Annotated in this window: 16 protein-coding genes and 1 tRNA gene; 9 read left to right on the forward strand and 8 right to left on the reverse strand. The window is 67.3% G+C overall.

Annotation, left to right across the window (positions count from 1 at the left end):
• Positions 1 to 31: 31 nt before the first annotated feature.
• From AC07X5_RS25270 to AC07X5_RS25290, 5 genes are all read right to left on the reverse strand, one after another.
• Positions 32 to 811 (reverse strand): UDP-2,3-diacylglucosamine diphosphatase, encoded by a 780-nt coding sequence (locus AC07X5_RS25270; RefSeq protein WP_494772359.1) that lies wholly within the window; start codon positions 809 to 811, stop codon positions 32 to 34.
• Between the two features lie 25 nt (positions 812 to 836).
• A complete protein-coding gene (locus tag AC07X5_RS25275) occupies positions 837 to 1,343 on the reverse strand; it encodes a peptidylprolyl isomerase (protein WP_409961171.1) in 507 nt (168 codons plus the stop codon).
• Between the two features lie 34 nt (positions 1,344 to 1,377).
• Complete coding sequence (locus tag AC07X5_RS25280) at positions 1,378 to 1,950, reverse strand: peptidylprolyl isomerase (protein WP_494772360.1); 573 nt, start codon at positions 1,948 to 1,950, stop codon at positions 1,378 to 1,380.
• Entirely contained in the window at positions 1,947 to 3,227 is a 1,281-nt protein-coding gene (locus AC07X5_RS25285; RefSeq protein WP_494772361.1) for a L,D-transpeptidase family protein, read from the reverse strand. The genes AC07X5_RS25280 and AC07X5_RS25285 overlap by 4 nt, the downstream gene beginning before the upstream one ends.
• An 84-nt stretch (positions 3,228 to 3,311) precedes the next feature.
• Complete coding sequence (locus AC07X5_RS25290; RefSeq protein WP_409961176.1) at positions 3,312 to 4,394, reverse strand: L,D-transpeptidase Cds6 family protein; 1,083 nt, start codon at positions 4,392 to 4,394, stop codon at positions 3,312 to 3,314.
• Positions 4,395 to 4,615: 221 nt separating this feature from the next.
• Here AC07X5_RS25290 and cysS point away from each other — a divergent pair, with 221 nt between their 5' ends.
• The 7 genes from cysS (at position 4,616) to AC07X5_RS25325 (ending at position 12,712) form a co-directional block, all read left to right on the forward strand.
• Positions 4,616 to 5,995 (forward strand): cysteine--tRNA ligase, encoded by a 1,380-nt coding sequence (gene cysS, locus AC07X5_RS25295; RefSeq protein WP_494772362.1) that lies wholly within the window; start codon positions 4,616 to 4,618, stop codon positions 5,993 to 5,995.
• A 137-nt stretch (positions 5,996 to 6,132) separates the two neighbouring features.
• Positions 6,133 to 6,867 carry a DNA-3-methyladenine glycosylase family protein gene (locus AC07X5_RS25300; RefSeq protein WP_409961180.1) on the forward strand — a complete coding sequence of 245 codons (735 nt, stop codon included), beginning with the start codon at positions 6,133 to 6,135 and terminating at the stop codon, positions 6,865 to 6,867.
• Between the two features lie 211 nt (positions 6,868 to 7,078).
• Positions 7,079 to 8,056: an acetyl-CoA carboxylase carboxyltransferase subunit alpha gene (locus tag AC07X5_RS25305; protein WP_494772363.1), complete on the forward strand. Its 978-nt coding sequence runs from the start codon at positions 7,079 to 7,081 to the stop codon at positions 8,054 to 8,056.
• Between the two features lie 165 nt (positions 8,057 to 8,221).
• Positions 8,222 to 10,078: a methyl-accepting chemotaxis protein gene (locus AC07X5_RS25310; RefSeq protein WP_494772364.1), complete on the forward strand. Its 1,857-nt coding sequence runs from the start codon at positions 8,222 to 8,224 to the stop codon at positions 10,076 to 10,078.
• Between the two features lie 93 nt (positions 10,079 to 10,171).
• Positions 10,172 to 11,143, forward strand: coding sequence for a tRNA lysidine(34) synthetase TilS (gene tilS / locus AC07X5_RS25315; protein ID WP_494772365.1), 972 nt, complete (start codon positions 10,172 to 10,174; stop codon positions 11,141 to 11,143).
• 147 nt (positions 11,144 to 11,290) lie between these two features.
• Positions 11,291 to 12,559, forward strand: coding sequence for an aspartate kinase (locus tag AC07X5_RS25320; protein ID WP_494772366.1), 1,269 nt, complete (start codon positions 11,291 to 11,293; stop codon positions 12,557 to 12,559).
• A 60-nt stretch (positions 12,560 to 12,619) separates the two neighbouring features.
• Positions 12,620 to 12,712, forward strand: a tRNA-Ser gene (locus AC07X5_RS25325).
• Positions 12,713 to 12,950: 238 nt separating this feature from the next.
• Here AC07X5_RS25325 and AC07X5_RS25330 read toward each other — a convergent pair.
• The 3 genes from AC07X5_RS25330 to AC07X5_RS25340 all read right to left on the reverse strand — a co-directional run bounded on the left by AC07X5_RS25330 (position 12,951) and on the right by AC07X5_RS25340 (position 17,742).
• A complete protein-coding gene (locus tag AC07X5_RS25330) occupies positions 12,951 to 14,783 on the reverse strand; it encodes a putative bifunctional diguanylate cyclase/phosphodiesterase (protein WP_494772367.1) in 1,833 nt (610 codons plus the stop codon).
• Between the two features lie 165 nt (positions 14,784 to 14,948).
• Positions 14,949 to 17,099, reverse strand: coding sequence for a putative bifunctional diguanylate cyclase/phosphodiesterase (locus tag AC07X5_RS25335; protein WP_494772437.1), 2,151 nt, complete (start codon positions 17,097 to 17,099; stop codon positions 14,949 to 14,951).
• Positions 17,100 to 17,433: 334 nt separating this feature from the next.
• Entirely contained in the window at positions 17,434 to 17,742 is a 309-nt protein-coding gene (locus AC07X5_RS25340) for a hypothetical protein (RefSeq protein ID WP_494772368.1), read from the reverse strand.
• A 142-nt stretch (positions 17,743 to 17,884) separates the two neighbouring features.
• On the opposite strand from AC07X5_RS25340, the gene AC07X5_RS25345 reads away from it, so the two are divergent.
• Complete coding sequence (locus tag AC07X5_RS25345) at positions 17,885 to 18,271, forward strand: hypothetical protein (RefSeq protein ID WP_494772369.1); 387 nt, start codon at positions 17,885 to 17,887, stop codon at positions 18,269 to 18,271.
• Between the two features lie 231 nt (positions 18,272 to 18,502).
• A complete protein-coding gene (locus tag AC07X5_RS25350; RefSeq protein ID WP_494772370.1) occupies positions 18,503 to 20,101 on the forward strand; it encodes a methyl-accepting chemotaxis protein in 1,599 nt (532 codons plus the stop codon).
• Positions 20,102 to 20,494 lie beyond the last annotated feature (393 nt).

Genomic DNA, 20,494 nt, shown 5'->3' on the forward strand with positions numbered 1-20,494 from the left:
AAAGGCATGCGCTTGGAATTCAGGACACCTGCTAACTGGGGGTGAGGGCGATCCGTTCCAAGCCCGCATCCGATAAACGCAATGTTTCCAACCGCGGGGGCAATGCGGCGGCATCCCAGTCGCTGAGCACCACGCGGGTAAGGCCGGGCGCGAGGGTGTGCTCGGCAGGCCGATGGGTGTGGCCGTGCACCAGCGTGCCGGCATTCGCGGCCTGCAGCCAGGCGATGGAGGCGGGGGCGTCCAGGTCGGCATATGTCGCGCCCGACTGCTTCTTGTTCTCGCTCTCCTGCCGGATGCCGCGCGCCTGGGTGCGGCGTGTGGCCAGGGGCTGGGCCAGAAAGGCCTGCTGCCAGGCGCTGCTGCGCGCCTGAACGCGAAAGCGCTGGTAGTCCACATCGTCCAGGCACAGCAGGTCGCCATGGCTGAGCACCATGCGCTGGCCGCCAAAGACCAGCACCGTGGGGTCGGCCAGCCCGGTCATGCCTGTGCGCTGCAGAAAGGCCGGGCCGGCCAGGAAGTCGCGGTTGCCGTGCATGAAGTACAGCGGCAGGCGCTGCGAGGCGGCGAAGAGGGCGGCGCAGCCCTCGGCCTCGAAGCTGCCGGGCTCGTCGATGGCGTCGTCGCCCACCCAGACCTCGAACAGGTCGCCCAGGATAAACAGGGCATCGGCCGGGGTGGTTCGCAGGTAATGGTGGAATGCGGCCACCGTGGCGGGCTCGCTGCCCTGAAGGTGCAGGTCCGAAATGAATTCGACCGTGCGCCAGCCCGAGGGAGCGATCAGCTCCTCGAACCGGGGCACGGTCGTGGTCACGGGGTGACGCTGCTGGCGCTTGTGATTACAGGGCCACAGCCTTTTCGATGATCACGTCTTCCTTCGGCACGTCGTCATGGAAGCCCTTGCGGCCGGTCTTCACGGCCTTGATCTTGTCCACCACGTCGGTGCCCGAGATGACCTTGCCGAACACGGCGTAGCCCCAGCCCTGGGCCGAGGGGGCAGTGTGGTTCAGGAAGCCGTTGTCAGCCACGTTGATGAAGAACTGGGCGGTCGCAGAGTGCGGGTCGCTCGTGCGGGCCATGGCCACGGTGTAGTTGGCGTTCTTCAGGCCGTTGTTGGCTTCATTCTGGATCGGGGCATCGCTGGGCTTTTGCGACATGCCGGGCTCGAAGCCGCCGCCCTGGACCATGAAGCCGGGGATCACGCGGTGGAAGATGGTGTTGTTGTAGTGGCCCTTGTTCACGTAGGCCAGGAAGTTCTCGGTCGACTTGGGAGCCTTGTCGGCGTCGAGTTCGAGGGTGATGACGCCGTAGCCGGCGATGTGCAGTTCGACTTGGGGGTTGCTCATGGGCAATGCTTTCTTCAGAGGGGGTGGAAAGGGCTTACTTCACGACCGTGGCGGAGGTGATGACGACCTGCGTGGTTGGGACATCGGCACCGGCGGTGGGCACGGCCTTGATCTTGTCGACGACTTCGGTGCCGCTGATGACCTTGCCAAACACGGCATAGCCGTTGCCATCGGGGCTGTTGGCCGCATTGAGGAAATCATTGTTCTTCACGTTGATGAAGAACTGCGCGGTGGCCGAGTTGGGGTTGGGGGTGCGCGCCATGGCCACCGTGTAAAGGTCGTTTTTCAGGCCGTTCTTGGCTTCCAGCGGAATGGGCGGGTTGGTGGGCTTTTGCTTCATGTCGGGCGTGAAGCCGCCGCCCTGGATCATGAAGTTGTTGATCACGCGGTGGAAGATGGTGCCGTCGTAGTGCTTGGCGTTTACGTAGGCCAGGAAGTTCTCGACCGACTTGGGGGCCTTGGCGGGGTCGAGCTGCAGCACGATGTCGCCCATGGAGGTGGCCAGCTTGACCTTGGGGGCATCCTGCGCCTGGGCGGGGGACAGGCCAACCAGGGCCGACAGTGCCATGCCGGCCAGCGACAGGGCCGCGTTTCTCTTGGAAATCATCCAATCACTCCTTCAAAGAATATTTGCCATTGCTGGCCCTTGCGTTTCCAGTACTGGCGCTTGACGGGGCCGGTGCGTGCGCCTTCGGCGACTTCGCCGAACGTTACCACCATGGTGTCGGCCGCGTCTGTCCAGCGCAGGTAAGACCTGTCCTTGAGCTGTATCTCCCGGCCCTTGAGGGCGCGCGACTCGGCCTGCAGCACGCTGGTCCATTCGGCCAGGGGCTTTTGCCGGTAGCTCTGGAAGTCGGGGGCATAGAAGCTGGTCAGCCGGGCCATGTCGCCTTGCGACTTGGCGCTGCGCCAGGCGTTGAGCACGGCCTCGAAGGCCTTGCGCTCGGCCTGCACGCTGTGCGCGGTCACCCACTGCAACTGGCGGGCGATGACCACGGGCGTGGAGCGGGGCTCCACCTGGCGCAGGATGCGTTCGAGGTCAGGGTTGGCCAGCACTACGCAGCCATCGGTGGCCAGCGGCGCGCGCGCGAACTGGTCGGGCGGCGTGCCATGCAGCCAGATGCCGCTGCCGGTCTTGCCGCGGCTCTGGTCCAGCGGGTTGGGGTAGTTGATGGGCAGGGCCCCGGCGCCGTAGAAGTCCTTGAGCGTGGCGGGGTCCAGGCGGCTGGTGATGAAGTAGACGCCCAGCGGCGTGCGCTGGTCGCCTTCGACCAGCTTTTCGATACCGAGCTTGCCGACCGAGGCGTAGTAGTCGGCCACCAGTTGCAGGCCCTTGTCCGTGTTCTCGAACAGGTACAGGCGCGAGCGCGATGCGTCGATGGCGATCGCATGGCGCGAGCGCGAGGACAGCTCCAGGAACTGGGCCGGGATGCGGTCTGCGCCCGGCCGGTGCTTGTGCGCCTGCACGCGCTGCAGCGATTCGGTGCGCAGCTCGTCGAGCATGCCGCCGGCTTCGGGGGCGCGCGCGGCGTCGCCCTCGGGCACGTCACCGAGCTTGCGCACCGGGCGCACGCGGGCGTTGAGCAGGTCACCGAGGGCCAGTTGCGCGAGCTGGAAGTTGGGGTAGTCGCGCGCCAGGCTCTCGGCGCGGGCCAGGGCCTCGCGGCCACGGCCTTCACTGGTGAGCTGGTAGACCTCGAGCAGGCGCGTTTCGGCCTGGCCGTCGCGCAGCGCCTCGGGGGCCTTTGCGGGCTTGGCCGCAGCGCCATTGCGCATGCGTGCCTGCGGGTTTTGCGCGAAGGCGGGCAGGGCCTGCGCCGTGCAGGCCATGGCAATGACAACGGCCGCCGTGCGGCGGCCCCAGAGGGACGGCTCCACCATCATGTCCGTGCTTCGCTCAGGGGCTGGTGGCGCAATGCCCGCCAGCCCACGCGGTGGTGGGCGCCGTCGCCATGTCGTGCACGCCCATCAGCCGCCGGTGGATTCCCGCACGATGGCCCAACGGCCGCCGTTCTGCACCAGGTCCAGCGTCTTGCGGCTGGTCACGTTGAGCGCATCGGCGCTGTAGGCCTGGCGAAAGCGCGCCGTGGCCTTGTTGCCGCTCACGCTCACGGTGATGTCGGAGACCTGCACCGCGATCTTGGACTTGCCGACGATGCGCGATTCGCGCTCCTTCTCCCAGGCGGCACGGGTCAGGCGGCCTGGCGGGTCGAAGTCCTTGTCGTAGGCGGCCAGGTAGGCCTTCATGTCCTTGGCGGCCCAGGCCGCGGCCCAGGCCTGCACGGCAGCGGTGACATCCTGGGTGGAGGCGGAGGCCGATGCGGCTGCTGGCGCTGCTGCTGGTGCCGGGGCGGCAGCCGCGGGGGCTGGCGCGGGCGTTGGCGCTGCGGCGGCAGGGGCTGGAGCGGGTGCTGCCGGGGCCGGGGTGGGCGCCGCAGCGGGCGCAGGTGTGGGTGCCGGGCGCTGCGTGGCGACCACGGCAGGCGCCGGTGCGGCAGCGGCGGGGCGCTTGCCGGCCGGGTCGGCCGAGAACAGTTCGCGGATCAGCGCCAGCTTGGGCTTGACGGAGTTGGCGTTGGTGGCGTCGAGCTGCAGCGCCTTGTTGTAGGCCTGGCTGGCCAGCTTGGCGTAGATGTCGCCCAGGTTTTCGTGCGCGGTGGCGTAGCTGGGGTTGGTGCGGATCGCCATTTCCAGCGCGGTTCGGGCCTTGTCCAGCTGGTTCTGGTTGGCGTAGAGCACGGCCAGGTTGTTGTAGGGCTCGGGCAGCTCGGGGTATTCCTCGGTCAGCTTGGTGAAGGTGGCAATGGCGTCGGCGGGCTTGCCCGAGTCGGACTGGGCCACGCCGCGCAGAAAGCGCAGCTGCGGGTCGCGCGGGCTGGCGGCCAGGCGCTGGTCGGCCTTGGCCAGGGCCTCGCCTGCCTTGCCGGCCCTGAGCAATTGCGTGATGTCGGCGTAGTCGTCCGCCGCGTGCGCCGCAAAGCCGGCGCTCACTGCGGCGGTCAGGGCCAGCAGGCGCAGGAGTCGGGGGAGGGTGCGGCGGACTTGCTTCATGAGGTTATGGAAGGTGTTTGACAGCGTCGGACCCCGGCGGGGCTTATACTGCGGCGGATTGTAGCTGAGGGGGTGGTCATGACGGTGCGCTGTTGCCGCTGGTGATTTCGATGGGCGTTCGCTGACGAACGCACCCCCAAGAGGGGGCCGGTTCCCCCTGGCTGCTGCCGGGTGAACGGGCTTCACCCGCACCCCCCGCCGATTTCCCCTACTGACATCCCATGAGTCTGCGCATCTACAACACGCTTTCGCGTGAATTGGAGAACTTTTCCCCGCTCGAACCTGGCCATGTGCGCATGTATGTGTGCGGCATGACCATTTACGACCTGTGTCATATCGGCCACGCCCGCATGATGATGGCGTTCGACGTGGTGCAGCGCTGGCTCCGTGCCAGCGGCCTGCGCGTGACCTACGTGCGCAACATCACCGACATCGACGACAAGATCATCAAGCGCGCGCTGGAGCGCGGCATCACCATCCGCGAACTCACGGACGAGATGATCGCCGCCATGCACACCGACATCGCGGCCCTGGGCATCGAGCCGCCCTCCATCGAGCCGCGCGCCACCGAATACGTGCCGCAGATGCTTGCGCTCATCGGCACGCTGGAGGCCAAGGGCCTGGCCTACCGCGCCAGCAACGGCGACGTGAACTACTCCGTGCGCAAGTTCGACGGCTACGGCAAGCTCTCGGGCAAGTCCATCGACGAGCTGCGCGCCGGCGAGCGCGTGGCCGTGCTCGATGGCAAGGAAGACCCGCTCGATTTCGTGCTGTGGAAGGCCTCCAAGCCCGAAGAGCCGCCACAAGCCAAGTGGGACAGCGCATTCGGCTCGGGCCGCCCCGGCTGGCACATCGAGTGCTCGGCCATGTGCGGCGCCACGCTGGGCGAGACCTTCGACATCCACGGTGGCGGCATGGACCTGCAGTTCCCGCACCACGAGAACGAGATCGCCCAGAGCGAAGGTGCCAATGGCAAGCCGCTGGCGAAGTTCTGGGTGCACAACGGCTTCGTGCGTGTGGACAACGAGAAGATGAGCAAGTCGCTCGGCAACTTCTTCACCATCCGCGAGGTGCTGGCGAAGTACGACCCCGAGACGGTGCGCTTTTTCATCGTGCGCGCCCACTACCGCAGCGCGCTGAACTACAGCGATGCCCACCTGGACGATGCCCGCAACGCCCTGAAGCGCCTGTACACCGCACTGAGCCTGGTGGCACCGGCCCCGGTGGCGGCCATCGACTGGGCCGACCCCTATGCCGCGCGCTTCAAGACCGCGATGGACGAGGATTTCGGCACGCCCGAAGCCATGGCTGTGCTGTTCGAGTTGGCGGGCGAGGTGAACAAGACCCGTTCGCCCGAATTGGCCGGCCTGCTCAAGGCCCTGGGCGCTTGCCTGGGCGTGCTGCAGGGTGATCCACAGGCCTTTTTGCAGGCAGGTGCCGGGCTGGACGAGGCCGCCATCGCCCAGCAGATCGTTGCGCGCGCCGCTGCCAAGGCCGCGAAGAATTTTGCCGAGGCGGACCGCATCCGCCAGGCGCTGCTGGCCAAGGGCATCGTGCTCAAGGATTCCGCTGCCGGCACCACCTGGGAAGCCGCCCAGTAAGCGACAGCCAGACCCGATAGATAGACAGACAGATAGACAGTTGAAAACAAGCAAGAACCGCATGCTCCCGAACGACCGACGAATGAACGAACAAGACCCCAAGAAGAACAACAAACATGGCTGCGGTAAGCAAAAAAATGGCTAAAGAAGAACTGTTGGCCCCCGAAGTCGCCGCCGCTGCCGCGGCCTTTGTATCCGCTGCTGCCGCCGCATCGTCGTCTGCTGCGGCCCCTGCCAAGTCCGTGGTCGTTTCCACGCCCACCTACTGGGCCGAGGCCTGCAAGCACCTGATGAAGAAGGACCGGGTGATGAAGCGCCTGATCCCGCAGTTCGGCGACGCCGCACTGCAGACACGGCGTGATGCCTTCACCACGCTGGCGCGCTCCATCGTGGGCCAACAGGTTTCGGCCCAGGCCGCCCAGGCTGTGTGGGAGCGCTTCTCCAAACTGCCGCGCAGCATGAAGCCGTCCAACGTGCTCAAGCTCAAGGTGGACGACATGCGCGCGGCCGGCCTGTCGGCGCGCAAGGTGGACTACCTGGTGGACCTGGCACTGCACTTCGACGGCGGCAAGCTGCATGTGAAGGATTGGGCGTCGATGGACGACGAGGCCATCATCGCCGAGCTGGTGGCGATTCGCGGCATCGGCCGCTGGACGGCCGAGATGTTCCTGATCTTCTACCTGATGCGCCCCAATGTCCTGCCCCTGGACGACCCGGGGCTGATCAGCGGCATCAGCCACAACTACTTCTCGGGCGAAACGGTGAGCCGCAGCGAAGCCCGCGAAGTTGCCGAGGCCTGGCGGCCGTGGGCGAGTGTGGCGACTTGGTATATTTGGCGCTCCATGGATCCGCAGCCCGTCGTGGCGGTATGAGCCAAGCCAAGGCGCCACCGTTTCGGCGGGGTGGCCTCGCAAAGTGGCCTTGCAGTGGGCCGTTGCCGCAGGCAAACGGTGGCGAAACAAGCGCTGCGCAGTGGATAGTTTTTATTTAGACAGGCGTCAAACCAAACTCGTAACGCGTCGGTTACAGTGCGTGCCTCATTCATGGCACGCCGCCTTCCGGCGCGACCCAAGGAGAACAACGTTGGCGAAAAAGACCTTTCTGGATTTCGAGCAGCCGATTGCCGAACTCGAAACCAAAATCGAAGAACTGCGCTACGTGCAGACCGAGAGCGCCGTCGACATCTCGGAAGAGATCGACCAGCTGAGCAAGAAGAGCCAGCAGCTCACCAAGGACATCTACGCCGAGCTCACGCCCTGGCAGATCACCAAGATCGCCCGCCACCCCGAGCGCCCCTACACGCTCGACTACGTGCGTGACATCTTCACCGACTTCGTGGAGCTGCACGGTGACCGCCACTACGCGGACGATCTGTCCATCGTGGGGGGGCTGGCGCGCTTCAATGGCCATGCCTGCATGGTGCTGGGCCACCAGAAGGGGCGCGACACCAAGGAGCGCGCGATGCGCAACTTCGGCATGAGCAAGCCCGAGGGCTACCGCAAGGCCCTGCGCCTGATGAAGACGGCCGAGAAATTCAAGCTGCCGGTGTTCACCTTCGTGGACACGCCCGGCGCCTACCCTGGCATCGACGCCGAGGAGCGCGGCCAGTCCGAGGCCATCGGCCGCAACATCTTCGAGATGGCGCAGCTGGAAGTGCCCATCATCACCACCATCATCGGCGAAGGCGGCTCCGGCGGCGCGCTGGCCATCAGCGTGGCCGACCAGGTGGTGATGCTGCAGTACGCCATCTACTCCGTGATCAGCCCCGAGGGCTGTGCCTCCATTCTCTGGAAGACCAGCGAGAAGGCCCAGGACGCGGCCGATGCGCTGGGCATCACCGCCCACCGCCTCAAGGCCCTGGGCCTGGTGGACAAGATCGTGAACGAGCCGGTGGGCGGCGGTCACCGCGACCACAAGCAGATGGCGGCCTTCTTGAAGCGTGCGCTGGGCGATGCCTTCCGCCAGGTGGCGGATTTGAAAACCAAGGACCTGCTGGAGCGCCGCTACGAGCGCCTGCAGAGCTATGGTCGCTTCAGCGATACCAAGGCGGATGCGCGCTGAGCGCCCGGCTGCCAACGCCTCCCCTCCAACGGCCCCTCGCGGGCCGTTGTTGTTTTTACGCCTGTGGCAGCCTGGGCGTGCCAACCCTCTGGCGCCGCGACCGTAACCGGATGTAGCATGACTGGTCGCCGTCCGTTCGGGGGCGGGTGATTCGAAGGGGGCAGCATGTCGTTCCTGAAGACTCTCAAGGGCCAGATCCTTCTGGTCTCCATCGCCTGCCTGGTGGCGGGGCTCTTGGCCCTGACGGTGGCCAACTACCTCACGGCCCGGTCCCAGGCCTATGCGTCGCTCACGGCGCAGTCGCAGGCCCTGGCCCACAGCCACATCGAGACCCTGCGCGACTGGGCGCGCGGCAAGGCCATGGTGGTCGAGTCGGCCGCCGCCGCGCTCGACGATGCCGAGGCCGCCAAGCCGCTGCTGATGCTGGCCAAGGCCGGCAACTTCCTCACCACCTATTTCGGCTATGCCGACAAGCGCACGGTGTTCTCGGAAAAGCAGAACCTGCCGCCCGACTACGACCCCACCTCGCGCCCCTGGTACAAACAGGCGGCCGAGGCGCAGGCCACCATCCTCACGGCACCGTATGCCGACGCGGGTGGCGCCGGCCTGGTGGTCACCTTCGCCAAGGCCGCACGCGAGGGCAGCGGCGTGAAGGCCGTGATGGCGGGCGATGTCTCGCTGTCGGCGGTGGTGGCCAATGTGGCATCGATCAAGCCCACGCCCGCGAGCTATGCGTTTCTGGTGGGGAGCGATGGCAACATCATCGCCCACCCCGAAGTGAAGCTGGCCCTGAAGCCCGCGACCGACCTCGCCCCTTCGCTCACGGCGAGCGCCCTGGCCGACATGGCCAAGCGCGCCGACCTCAACGCCGTGGACCTGCAGGGCCGGGCCATGCTGCTCACCGTGGCGCCTGTGACCGGCACACCATGGCTGCTGGCGATTGCGCTGGACCGGGGCGAGGCGCTGGCTGCCATCCGCACCATGCTGGGGGTGTCGCTGGGCGCGGGCATCGTGGTGCTGCTGGTGGCCCTGGTGGTGCTGGCGGGCATCCTGTCGCGGCGCTTGCGCCAGCTGACCCTGGTGCGCGACGCCATGCACGAGATCGGCGCGGGTGGCGGCGACCTGTCGCGCCGCATCGATGCGCAGGGCGAGGACGAACTGGCACAGATCGCGGCCAGCTTCAACAGCTTTGCGGGCAAGTTGTCGGGCGTGCTGTCGCAGATCCGCGATGCCAGCAACTCGGTGCGCGTGGCGGCCGAGGAGATCGCCACCGGCAACCATGACCTGAGCGGGCGCACGGAGCTCACCGCATCGAGCCTGGAGGAAACCTCGGCCTCGATGCAGCAACTAACCGAGACCGTGCGCCACAACGCCGATGCCGCGCGCCAGGCCAACCAGCTCGTGGGCCAGGCCGCCAGCGTGGCCCAGCACGGTGGCACGGTGGTGGGCAATGTGGTGACCACCATGGACGAGATCAACGCCGCATCGCGCAAGATCAACGACATCATCGGCACCATCGACTCCATCGCCTTCCAGACCAATATCCTGGCGCTCAATGCCGCCGTGGAAGCGGCGCGTGCGGGCGAGCAGGGCCGTGGGTTTGCCGTGGTGGCCAGCGAGGTGCGCAGCCTGGCCAGCCGCAGCGCCGAGGCCGCGCGCGAGATCAAGCAGCTCATCAGCGCCTCGGTGGAGCGGGTGGAGAATGGCTCGCGCCTGGTGCACGACGCCGGCGCCACCATGACCGACATCGTCAACTCGGTGCAGCGCGTGACGGACATCATGGCCGAGATCACCGCCTCGACCAATGAGCAGAGCACCAGCATCAACGAGGTGGGCCAGGCCGTGTCGCACCTGGACCAGATGACGCAGCAGAATGCTGCCCTGGTGGAAGAGAGCGCTGCGGCGGCGCAGAGCCTCAAGGACCAGTCGGTGCGCCTGTCGGAGGTGGTGGGCACCTTCAGGCTGTCGGCCGATGGCGGCGCCCAGGGCGCGGCCCGGCTGTCTGGGCCGCAGCAACACTGAGGCACCGCGATAATCGGCAGCCATGTGCTGCCTGCCCGCAACCTCCGTTCATCATGCCCTGCCACCTGCAGGCGGGGCACGGGGGCTCTGCGCATGACCCAGTCTTTCGACGCCGCCATGGCGGCCTTTGCGCCCGCTTTGCCGCTGGCCGTGGGGCTGAGCGGTGGCGCGGATTCGACGGCCCTGGTGCTGGCCTGCGCACGCCGCTGGCCGGGGCAGGTGCGCGCCATCCATGTGCACCATGGGCTGCAGGCGGCGGCAGACGGTTTCGAGCGCCACTGCGCGGACCTGTGCGCGCGCCTGGCCGTGCCGCTGGTTGTGCAGCGCATCGACGCCCGGCCGGCGCCTGGCCAGAGCCCCGAGGATGCTGCGCGCCAGGGCCGCTATGCAGCGCTGGATGCGGCGCTGCAGACAGTCCCCGCCATGGCCGGCATCGCAACGGTCGCACTGGCCCAGCATGCCGATGACCAGGTGGAGACGCTGCTGCTGGCCCTGTCGCGCGGCGCCGGCGTGGCGGGCCTGGCCTCCATGCCTGCGCAGTGGCAGCGTGTGGGTCTGCCCTGGCACCGCCCGCTGCTGCAGGTGCCCGGCCAGGCCGTGCGTGGCTGGCTGCGGGCGCAGGGCGAGCCCTGGGTGGAAGATCCCACCAACGCCGATCTGCACTACACGCGCAACCGCATCCGTGCACAGGTCCTGCCGGTGCTCGAAGCCGCGTTCCCCGCGTTCCGCGATACCTTTGCCCGCTCGGCTGCCAATGCGGCGCAGGCCAGCGAACTGCTCGACGAGGTGGCCATGGCCGACCTCGCCCAGGTGGGCACCCCGCCGCAGCTGGCGGCCTTGCAGGCCCTTACCCGTGCCCGCCAGGCCAATGTGCTGCGCCACTGGCTGCGCAGCGTGCACCGCACCACGCCCAGTGCCGCGCAACTGGCCGAGCTGCTGGACCAGGTGCGCGCCTGCACCACGCGCGGGCACCGCATCCGCATCAAGGTGGGGACCGGATTCGTGGTGCGCGTGGAGGGCGGGCTCGATTGGTACAATCCCCAGGTTTTGGTCCCTGGGGACTGATCCGTGTCGCCCTGATGAAACCGGCCCCGGTTTCTGCAGCCAACACGGGCCGGGCCCTGCTTTCCCATCTGCACGAAATCAACGGCGGCGCGCCAAAACAGTGTCCAACCGGCGCCGTGGCACGTGTTTCGTCACCCCAGAAATCCAATGGCATTGATCGTTCACAAATACGGCGGCACGTCGATGGGCTCTCCGGAGCGCATCCGCAACGTCGCCAAGCGCGTGGCCAAGTGGGCCCGCGCAGGCCACCAACTGGTGGTCGTGCCCAGCGCCATGAGTGGCGAAACCAACCGCCTGCTCGCCCTGGCCAAGGAACTGGCACCCCCGCGCGCCACCGAGGCCTACAACCGCGAGCTGGACATGCTGGCCGCCACCGGCGAGCAGGCCTCCTCGGCCCTTCTGGCGATTGCGCTGCAGACCGAAGGCATGGGCTCGGTGAGCTATGCCGGCTGGCAGGTACCGATTCGCACCGACAGCAGCTACACCAAGGCCCGCATCGAATCCATCGACGACCAGCGCGTGCGTGCCGACCTGGCCCAGGGCAAGGTCGTGATCGTCACGGGTTTCCAGGGTATCGATGACGAAGGCAACATCACCACGCTGGGCCGTGGTGGTTCGGACACTTCCGCCGTTGCAGTGGCCGCCGCGATGAAGGCCGACGAGTGCCTGATCTACACCGACGTGGACGGCGTGTACACCACCGACCCCCGCGTCGTGCCCGAAGCGCGCCGCCTGCACACCGTCAGCTTCGAAGAGATGCTGGAGATGGCCAGCCTGGGCAGCAAGGTGCTGCAGATCCGCTCCGTGGAATTCGCAGGCAAGTACAAGGTGCCCATGCGCGTGCTGTCGAGCTTCACGCCCTGGGACATCGACATCAACGAAGAAGCCAAGTCCGGCACGCTGATCACTTTTGAGGAAGACGAAAAAATGGAACAAGCCGTTGTATCCGGCATCGCATTCAACCGCGACGAGGCCAAGATCTCCGTGCTGGGCGTGCCCGACAAGCCAGGCATCGCCTACCAGATCCTGGGCGCCGTGGCCGATGCCAACATCGAAGTCGACGTGATCATCCAGAACCTGAGCAAGGACGGCAAGACCGACTTCAGCTTCACGGTGAACCGCGGCGACTACGCGCGCACCGTGGACCTGCTCAAGGAAAAGGTCGTGCCCGAGCTGGGCGCGCAGGAAGTCGTCGGCGACGCCAAGATCTGCAAGGTGAGCATCGTCGGCATCGGCATGCGCAGCCACGTTGGCGTGGCCAGCAAGATGTTCCGCGTGCTGAGCGAAGAGGGCATCAACATCCAGATGATCTCCACCTCGGAAATCAAGACCTCGGTCGTGATCGACGAAAAGTACGTCGAGCTGGCCGTGCGTGCCCTGCACAAGGCCTTCGAGCTGGACCAGCCGGCCGCCTGAGCGGCATTAGGCCCCCAACTCGGCTGAAGCGCCCCGAAAATGGGGCATAATAGCGGGATTGGAAACGTGACCGAGTGGCCGAAGGTGCTCCCCTGCTAAGGGAGTATGGGGTGTAGAGCCTCATCGAGGGTTCGAATCCCTCCGTTTCCGCCAAGATAGAGCCCTGCAAGTCATTGATTTGCAGGGCTTTTTTCTTGCCCGGCGGATCTCATTCAGATCGCTGAACCCGTTCTGGACCCATATCGCGCATATCGATCCTAGACCGCGTTTTTCTGGGCCTGCGTGGTGCCCTCAATTGCCAGGTTCACGGTAGCCAGGTTCGCCCGCTTGTCAGCGCTGGGGATCCAATTCGTCTTCCCTGCCGAATGAGGCCCTTGAGCGACCTGTGCTGCTAGGCGAGCGTGGCTTGCGTGTGCCCGGCCTCGAGCGCAGGCCCAGCCGGGGCGGGGTGTGCCGCCATGAAGCCGGGGATATCCGCCGCTTCCAGCGGGCGGGACAGGTAGTAGCCCTGGATGGCGTCGCAACCGGCTTCCACCACCAGGTCGTAGACGGCGCGGGTCTCCACGCCCTCGGCCAGCATGCGGTAGCCCAGGGAGTGGCCCATGAACACCAGCGACTTCACCAGGTGCAAGGCGCGCGGGTTGGTGTCCACGGGCTTGATGAGCGACTGGTCGAGCTTGAGCATCTCCACCGGCAGCTCGCGCAGGCAGGCGAGGTTGGAGTAGCCCATGCCGAAGTCGTCCAGAGAGATCTGCGCACCCATCTGCTGGAAGGCGGTCAGGGCGTCGCGCGTTTCCTGCTTGGTCATCACGGCGGTTTCGGTGCACTCGATGTGCAGGCTGTCCGGTGGCACGCCGTGGCGTGCACAGACCTTGCGCACCTGCTCGACGAAACCGGCCTCATCGAGGTTGCGGGGGGAGACGTTGAACGCCATCGTCAACTGGATGCCCTGTTCACGCCATTGCGCCAGTTGGCCGATGGCGGTGTTCAGCACCCATAGCGTGAAGGCATGGATCAGCGGCGTGCCTTCGATCAGGGCAATGAACTCCCCTGGCGCGATGTCGCCCAGGGTGGGGTGCTGCCAGCGTGCCAGGGCCTCCACCCCGCTGAAGGTGCGCTGGCGCAGGTTCAGCTTGGGCTGGTAGACCAGGCGGAAGCGGCCCTGTTCCAGGCCTGCCGGAACGTCCTGCAGCAGATGGAAGGCGCGCTGGTGCGCAGCGTCGAAGGCGTCGTCGTGCCAGAGGTAGTCACGCCCGCGCGCAGCGGCCTCCTGCATGGCCGAGGATGCCTTGCGCAGCGCGTCGGCCGCATTCTCGATGTGCGGCCGGTAGGCCACGAGCCCGGCCCGGGGCGTCAGCTCCACCGCCACGCCGCCGTGCTGGAACGGGGCCTGCAGCCCGGCCAGCAGCTGCTGCGCGAAGCGCTCCTGCTGCGCCGTGTCGGCCCCGCGCAGGGGAACGCAGAACCGCGTTTCCGACACATGGTAGATGGGCCAGTCGGCGCCCACGATGGCGCGCAGTTTGGCGGCGATCTCGCGCAGGATCTGCTCCAGCCGCCCGATGCCGACCGCGCGCACGGCGGCCTGCAGGCGCAGGTGGCCCAGGAGGTCGATGAGCACCATGCCACCGCCGGCCGTGCCCTGCGCCGATTGCGCGCGCAGGTCCTGCAGGTCGTGCATCAGCTGGGCGCGGTTGGGCAGGCGCGTCACCTCGTGCACGCGGCCGGCGCGCTGGTGCAGTTCGATCTGCGCCATGGCCAGCGAGGCCAGGGTGGCCAGTTGGCCCTGCTGCTGGCGGTTGAAGCTGCGTGCCTTGGTGTCGATGACGCACAGGCTGCCCAGGGCGTGCCCGCTGGCGAGGAGCAGCGGCGCACCGGCATAGAAGACGATGTGCGGAGTGCCCTGCACCAGGGCGTTGTCGGCAAAGCGCGGGTCGCGGGTGGCGTCTTCCACCACCAACACGTTGCGCTGCTCGATGGTCCAGGCGCAGAAGGCGTCGTCGCGGCTGGTTTCCTGCACATCGGCCATGCCCACGCTGGATTTGAACCATTGGCGGTGCGCATCGACCAGGGTGATGAGCGAGATCGGCATGTTGAAGATCTCGCTGGCCAGGCGGGTGATCTGGTCGAGGGTGTCCAGGGGCGCCGTGTCCAGCAGGTTCATGGCACGCAGGGCCATGAGGCGGTCCTGCTCGGCTGCGGGATCACGGGGTTGCCGGTGCTCCATCGTCTGGACTTTCCTGAAAGGAGTGAAGAAGGCCTGCCTCCCGAAAGATAGGCTTGCTTGCATTTGTTCCTTGTAGGACGCGAGCCAGCGATGGGGGCTGCGTGCAATGCCGCCCTGCGGATAAGAACCTGTTCAAAGGACTGGCGCAGCACCTGCCCGCCGGCTTCACAGGGGCGACAGCGCCCCCACCAGCGAAGGAGTGAAGTCCGCGCCGCCTTCGGGCTTGGCGCCATGGGCCCAGGCCAGCAGCGCGGCGGGCGGCATGGGCCGGGCAAAGAGAAAGCCCTGCAGTTCGTCGCAGTCCATGGCCAGCAGGATGTCGCGCTGACCCGGGGTCTCCACCCCTTCAGCCACCACGCGCAGGCCCAGGGCGTGGGCCAGGCCCACCACGGCGGCCACGACAGCGCGCGCATTGGCGCTGTGCTCCAGGTCGCCCACGAAGCTGCGGTCGATCTTGAGCTGCTGGGCGGGCAACTGGCTCAGGTAGCGCAGGCTGGAGTAGCCGGTGCCGAAGTCGTCGATGGACAGGAAGACACCGATGGCACCGAGGCCCTCGAAGGTGCGCTGCACGGCCTTGATGTCTTCCATGGCCACGGTCTCCGTGATCTCGCACAGCAGCTGCGACGCTGCGAGGCCATGGTCCTGCAGGGTCTGGGCGATGCGCTCGACCAGGTGCTTGTCGCGCAGTTGGTGCACCGAGAGGTTCACCGACACGCGCATGCGCAGGCCGTCGCGGCCCCATTCGGCAATCTGGCGGCAGGCTTCGTTGATGACCCACTGGCCCAGCTTGCCGATGAGCCCGATGCGTTCCGCCAGGGGAATGAAGACCAGCGGGCTGACCATGCCGTGGCGCGGGTGGTTCCAGCGCAGCAGTGCCTCGACCCCGCTGATCTGGCCACGCCGGCCGTCGAACTTGGGCTGGTAGTTCAGGGCCAGTTGCCCGCGCTCCAGCGCGTGGCGCAGCTCGTTCTGCAGTTCCAGTTGCTCGGACACGTCGGACACCATGTGCGGCTCGAACAGCGCGTAGCAGCTGCCCCCGGCGCGCTTGGCGGCGTACATCGCAGCGTCGGCATTGGCCACGATCTTGCTGCTCTCGCCCGGTCCGGGGTGCAGCACGATGCCGATGGAGCAGGAGATCTCGATGCGCCGGCCTGCTGCCTCGAACGGTTGCGACAGCGATGCCAGCACCCGCTGGGCCACGCGGATGGAGGCCTCTTCATCGGCCACGTCGTTGAGCAGGATGAGGAATTCGTCGCCGCCCACCCGCGCCACGGTGTCGCAGTCGCGCGCCTCGTCGCGCAGGCGCGTTGCCGCCTTGCGGATCACCACGTCGCCCACGGCATGCCCGAACGAGTCGTTGATGGGCTTGAATCCGTCCAGGTCCACGAAGAGCACGGCCATGCGCTCGACCACGCCGCCGTGGTTGCTGCGCTCCAGCCGCCGCGTGGCCTGGGCCAGGCGGTCCTCGAACAGCAGGCGGTTGGGCAGGCCCGTCAGCGGATCGGCGAAGGCGCGTTGCTTGAGCTCTTCGTTGGCGGCCTGCAGCCGGGCGTTGCTCTCGTGCATGGAGTGCGATGCGCCGCGCGCGGCGCGCTGCAGCCGCGCATCCAGGATGGACGTGAGCAAGGTGACCACCAGCAGGCCGCCGGCAATCATCGCCACCGCCGTCTGCAGGCCCGGGCCGCTGAGTTCATCGGCGGTGAGGCACACCGAGCCCACGGCAAAGCTGGCAGCCGCCATGCCCAGGTAGTGCGTGCCGCAGATCGCCAGGGCTAACACGAACGAGGCTGCCAGCTGGTAGCCGGTGCGCCGGGGCCGCTCCACCTGGCGCAGCAGCTTGAAGATGAGCAGCGCCAGCGCCGACGCGAGGACGGACACCAGCACCGACAGTGCCACCAGCGGCACATCCCAGGTGATGCCGGGCGACATGGCCATGGCTGCCATGCCCAGGTAGTGCATGGCGATGATGCCCCCGCCCATGGCCACGGCGCCGAGCACGATGCGCGGGTGGTCCAGCCGCTTGCGGCTGGCCAACTCCAGCGCCACGCCGGAGGCCGCCACCGCGGCCACCCAGGACACGAAGGTCAGCCCCGGGGAGTAGCCTACGGGAATGGGCAGCTCCAGCGCCTGCATGCCCACGAAGTGCATGGACCAGATGCCCGTGCCCATGACCAGCGAGCCGGCGGCCCACCAGGCCAGGCCGATGCCACGCTGCGAGGTGCGCACACGCCGCGCCATGTCAAAGCTCACGTAGGAGGCGAACATCGCCATGGCCAGCGACCCTGCCACCAGGAAAAGGTTGTAGCTGAAGGGCATGAACGCTGTCACGTGGGGCTTCCGATCCTGGTCAGGGGGGTGCAGAGGGCGCGTGGCTGCCGGCAGGCTGGTGCGAGCACTGTCTGCCCGCGCGCAAAAGAAAAGCCGCCCCCGGGGAAATCCCATGCCCCCCGGACTGGCTTGCGCCGCAGTGCCAGGGTACAGGTCCCGCCGAGAGACAACCGTCACGAATTGCAATTTCCGGCCAGCCATCATCCGAGGGCCGAGCACCGCGTGGTGTAGGCCAATCGCTTGAACAGGCCCCTGAGGACGGCACACTCAGTGCCCGATTGGCAGTGCGGAAAGGGCCCGGTGAGGCCGGCTGGGCCTGGCCCTAGCGAAACAGCGCGAACCAGAGCAGCGGCCCCACGACCAGGGCGCTCACGCCGCTGAGGACGGCTTCGGTTCTGGGGGAGAAGCGCCCCGATGTCTGCGCAACCTGCTGGACCAGCCAGCCTACACCGCTGCTCAATGCAAGCAGGTAGGCCAGGTTCAGTACGCCGACCAGGGCCACGGAGCCGCGCGGCGAGTCCATTGCCGCAACGGCAATGGCAGGAACGAAACAGATGGCCACCACGATCCAACGCATGGTTTCCCCCTTTGGACGCTGATGATTGTGCGCACCGGTGCTGCGTTTGACCATCACCGATTCGGGGGATGGGGAGGATCGGCTGGGGGCGCCAGGCCGATCTGCCAACAATTGGGTACATTCTCCGGTGGCTGCACGCCGCCGCGCGGGGGGCGAGGCCGTTGCCGGCGCTACCGATACAAGGAAACGAGAGCGAATGTTGAAAAGCAAGTTCATGCGCTGGATCTGCCTGCTGCCGGCCGCCTTCGCTGCCGCCTTTGTGGCGCAGCGCCTGACCAAGTTCGTCAGCGCCTGGCAGATGGGCCACGGCGTGTTGGGCACGCTGCTCATCGAACTGGGCTCCGGCGCGGTGCTGGGCGCCGTGTTCGTGCTGGCCGGCGTGGTCATGGCGCCGTCGCACCGGCGGCAGGTGGCGATGGCGCTGTTCACCATGGTGGCCATCGTCTTCGGGATCACGGTCTTCACCGCGCTCCTGTTCGAGGGCGAGATGTGGGTCTATGCGAACGGGACGGCCATGCTCGTGGGCGCCCTGGTGGTGGCGTACCCGCGCATCTCTGCCACCGGCCCGGCGCGCCGGGCATAGGCGACCAGCGGCCAGAGGTGGCAAGAAAACACTTGCAAGCGGGCGGCAGGAGGCGCAAGGTAGCGGCATTGAGCAGCGAGACGCCTGCACAGTGCCCACAATCCATACTTGAGCGGGCGGTGCAGTTTGCCAGCGAGGGGTTGGCAGGCGGTGTTCTGGGCAGATCACGCTGGACACCGGCCTTGGCCGGTGGATGTCGCGCATGCGCGCCCAAAGCAGGAGAACTTCGCCATGAATTTTCTGCAACGCCTGAGCATCCGGGCGCGTCTGGCCACCGGCTACGCCGTGCTGGCCTGCGCCCTTGTCCTGGTGGCCATCATGGGTATACGGGGGCAGTCGCTGACCCAGGCCAACCTGGACAATCAGGTCAACCACCTCGATGTGATCAAGAACCTGGGCAGCAGCGTCCTTGATGCGGCCAACGCCCGCGCGGTGGCTGCCCGCAATCTGGTGATCACCAGCACCCCGGCCGATGCCGAGGCCGAGGTCAAGCTCATCGCCGCTGCCCACGACGCGGTGGGCAAGGGGATCAAGAAGCTGGAAGAGGCCCTGGCGCAGGCCGGGCCCGAGGCGGCGGCCCCGCTGCAGAAGCTGCTGGCCAAGATCCAGGCCACCGAGACGGCCTACGGCCCCATTGCGCTGGAGATCACGCGCCTGGGCAGCTCCGGGGAGAAGGAGGCCGCCATCAAGAAGATCAATGCCGAGTGCCGCCCGTTGCTGGTGCGCCTGGTGGGGGACATCAATGCCTTTCTCGCCGAGGGCGACAGGATCAGCCAGCAGGCCAGCGAGCAGTCGATGCGCCAGTTCGAGTCGCTGCGCATGCAGCTCATCGTGCTGAGCGTGGTGGTCGTGGCGTTTGCCGTGGTGCTGGGCTACCTGACCACGCGCTCCATCGTCGGGCCGCTCCGGGAGGCCGGTGCAGCGACCCAGGAGTTTGCCCATGGCAACCTGGCGCGCCCGCTGGTGGCCCATGGCAATGACGAGATCGCCTCGCTGGTCGGCGCGATGGAGGCCATGCGCCGCAGCCTGTCGAATCTGGTGGCGGGCGTGCGCGAGGGGTCGGTGAGCGTGTCCACCGCCAGCTCCGAGATCGCCCAGGGCAACCACAACCTGTCCACCCGCACCGAGCAGCAGGCCAGTGCCCTGCAGCAGACGGCGGCGTCGATGGAGCAGCTGGGGTCCACCGTGCGCCAGAACGCCGACAACGCGGTCAACGCCAACCGGCTGGCGCATTCGGCCTCGACCATCGCCCAGCAGGGCGGGGAGGTGGTGGCGCAGGTGGTGGAGACCATGAAGGGCATCAACGATTCGAGCCGCAAGATCAACGACATCATCAGCGTGATCGACGGCATCGCCTTCCAGACCAATATCCTGGCGCTCAATGCCGCCGTGGAGGCGGCGCGCGCGGGCGACCAGGGGCGCGGCTTTGCGGTGGTGGCCGGCGAAGTGCGCACCCTGGCCCAGCGCAGCGCCCAGGCGGCCAAGGAGATCAAGCAGCTGATCACCGAGAGCGTGGGCCGCGTGGAGCATGGCTCGGCCCTGGTGGACAAGGCCGGCACCACCATGGACGAGGTGGTGGCCAGCATCCAGAGCGTGACCCGCCTCATGGGCGAGATCAGCTCTGCCAGCACCGAGCAGAGTTCGGGCGTTTCCCAGGTGGGTGAAGCGGTCACGCTGATGGACCAGGCCACGCAGCAGAACGCGGCGCTGGTGGAGGAGATGGCGGCCGCGGCATCCAGCCTGCGCTCGCAGGCCGACGACCTGGTGAAGTCGGTCTCGGTGTTCAAGATCGAGGGCCACCACGGGCAGCAGCAACTGCTGCTGCACTGAGTGAGCCCGATAGCGGGGTGCCCCAGGCGCCGGGCAGGGGCGGCGCAGGCTCTGGCACCCTGCATCTCCTGCAGGCGCCGCTGCGGACCTGCTCGGCAACGGGATCCTGGTGCTCAACCAGTCCGTGCGCCAGACGGAGCGTGCGCTCAGCTGCGCGCCCACGGTGCCCGTGTCGGCAGAGCCCTTCGATCCGGTCTATCGCGGGCCGGTGCCGGGGGCCGCAAAACCTGTCGCGCGCACCAAGCCCGCCATCTGGACCGGCCTCACCGAGGACGAGCGCCTGGCCATCGCTTCGCGGTGGCGGGTCGAGCTGCTGCATGCGGGGCGGTATGGCTGGATTGCCGACGCCCAGACGGTGGATGAGTCCACCCCTGGTACCACGGGCGGCGCCGT

Source organism: Acidovorax sp. GW458-11-26-14-TSB4 (genome assembly GCF_059423865.1).

What these genes read in the sequence shown, in the direction of transcription:
- AC07X5_RS25275 (WP_409961171.1), bottom strand. Translation starts at nt 1,343, where the DNA reads ATGAGCAACCCCCAAGTCGAACTGCACATCGCCGGCTACGGCGTCATC.
- AC07X5_RS25280 (WP_494772360.1), bottom strand. Translation starts at nt 1,950, where the DNA reads ATGATTTCCAAGAGAAACGCGGCCCTGTCGCTGGCCGGCATGGCACTG.
- AC07X5_RS25285 (WP_494772361.1), bottom strand. Translation starts at nt 3,227, where the DNA reads ATGATGGTGGAGCCGTCCCTCTGGGGCCGCCGCACGGCGGCCGTTGTC.
- AC07X5_RS25290 (WP_409961176.1), bottom strand. Translation starts at nt 4,394, where the DNA reads ATGAAGCAAGTCCGCCGCACCCTCCCCCGACTCCTGCGCCTGCTGGCC.
- cysS (WP_494772362.1), top strand. Translation starts at nt 4,616, where the DNA reads ATGAGTCTGCGCATCTACAACACGCTTTCGCGTGAATTGGAGAACTTT.
- AC07X5_RS25300 (WP_409961180.1), top strand. Translation starts at nt 6,133, where the DNA reads ATGGCTAAAGAAGAACTGTTGGCCCCCGAAGTCGCCGCCGCTGCCGCG.
- AC07X5_RS25310 (WP_494772364.1), top strand. Translation starts at nt 8,222, where the DNA reads ATGTCGTTCCTGAAGACTCTCAAGGGCCAGATCCTTCTGGTCTCCATC.
- tilS (WP_494772365.1), top strand. Translation starts at nt 10,172, where the DNA reads ATGACCCAGTCTTTCGACGCCGCCATGGCGGCCTTTGCGCCCGCTTTG.
- AC07X5_RS25320 (WP_494772366.1), top strand. Translation starts at nt 11,291, where the DNA reads ATGGCATTGATCGTTCACAAATACGGCGGCACGTCGATGGGCTCTCCG.
- AC07X5_RS25330 (WP_494772367.1), bottom strand. Translation starts at nt 14,783, where the DNA reads ATGGAGCACCGGCAACCCCGTGATCCCGCAGCCGAGCAGGACCGCCTC.
- AC07X5_RS25335 (WP_494772437.1), bottom strand. Translation starts at nt 17,099, where the DNA reads ATGCCCTTCAGCTACAACCTTTTCCTGGTGGCAGGGTCGCTGGCCATG.
- AC07X5_RS25340 (WP_494772368.1), bottom strand. Translation starts at nt 17,742, where the DNA reads ATGGTCAAACGCAGCACCGGTGCGCACAATCATCAGCGTCCAAAGGGG.
- AC07X5_RS25345 (WP_494772369.1), top strand. Translation starts at nt 17,885, where the DNA reads ATGTTGAAAAGCAAGTTCATGCGCTGGATCTGCCTGCTGCCGGCCGCC.
- AC07X5_RS25350 (WP_494772370.1), top strand. Translation starts at nt 18,503, where the DNA reads ATGAATTTTCTGCAACGCCTGAGCATCCGGGCGCGTCTGGCCACCGGC.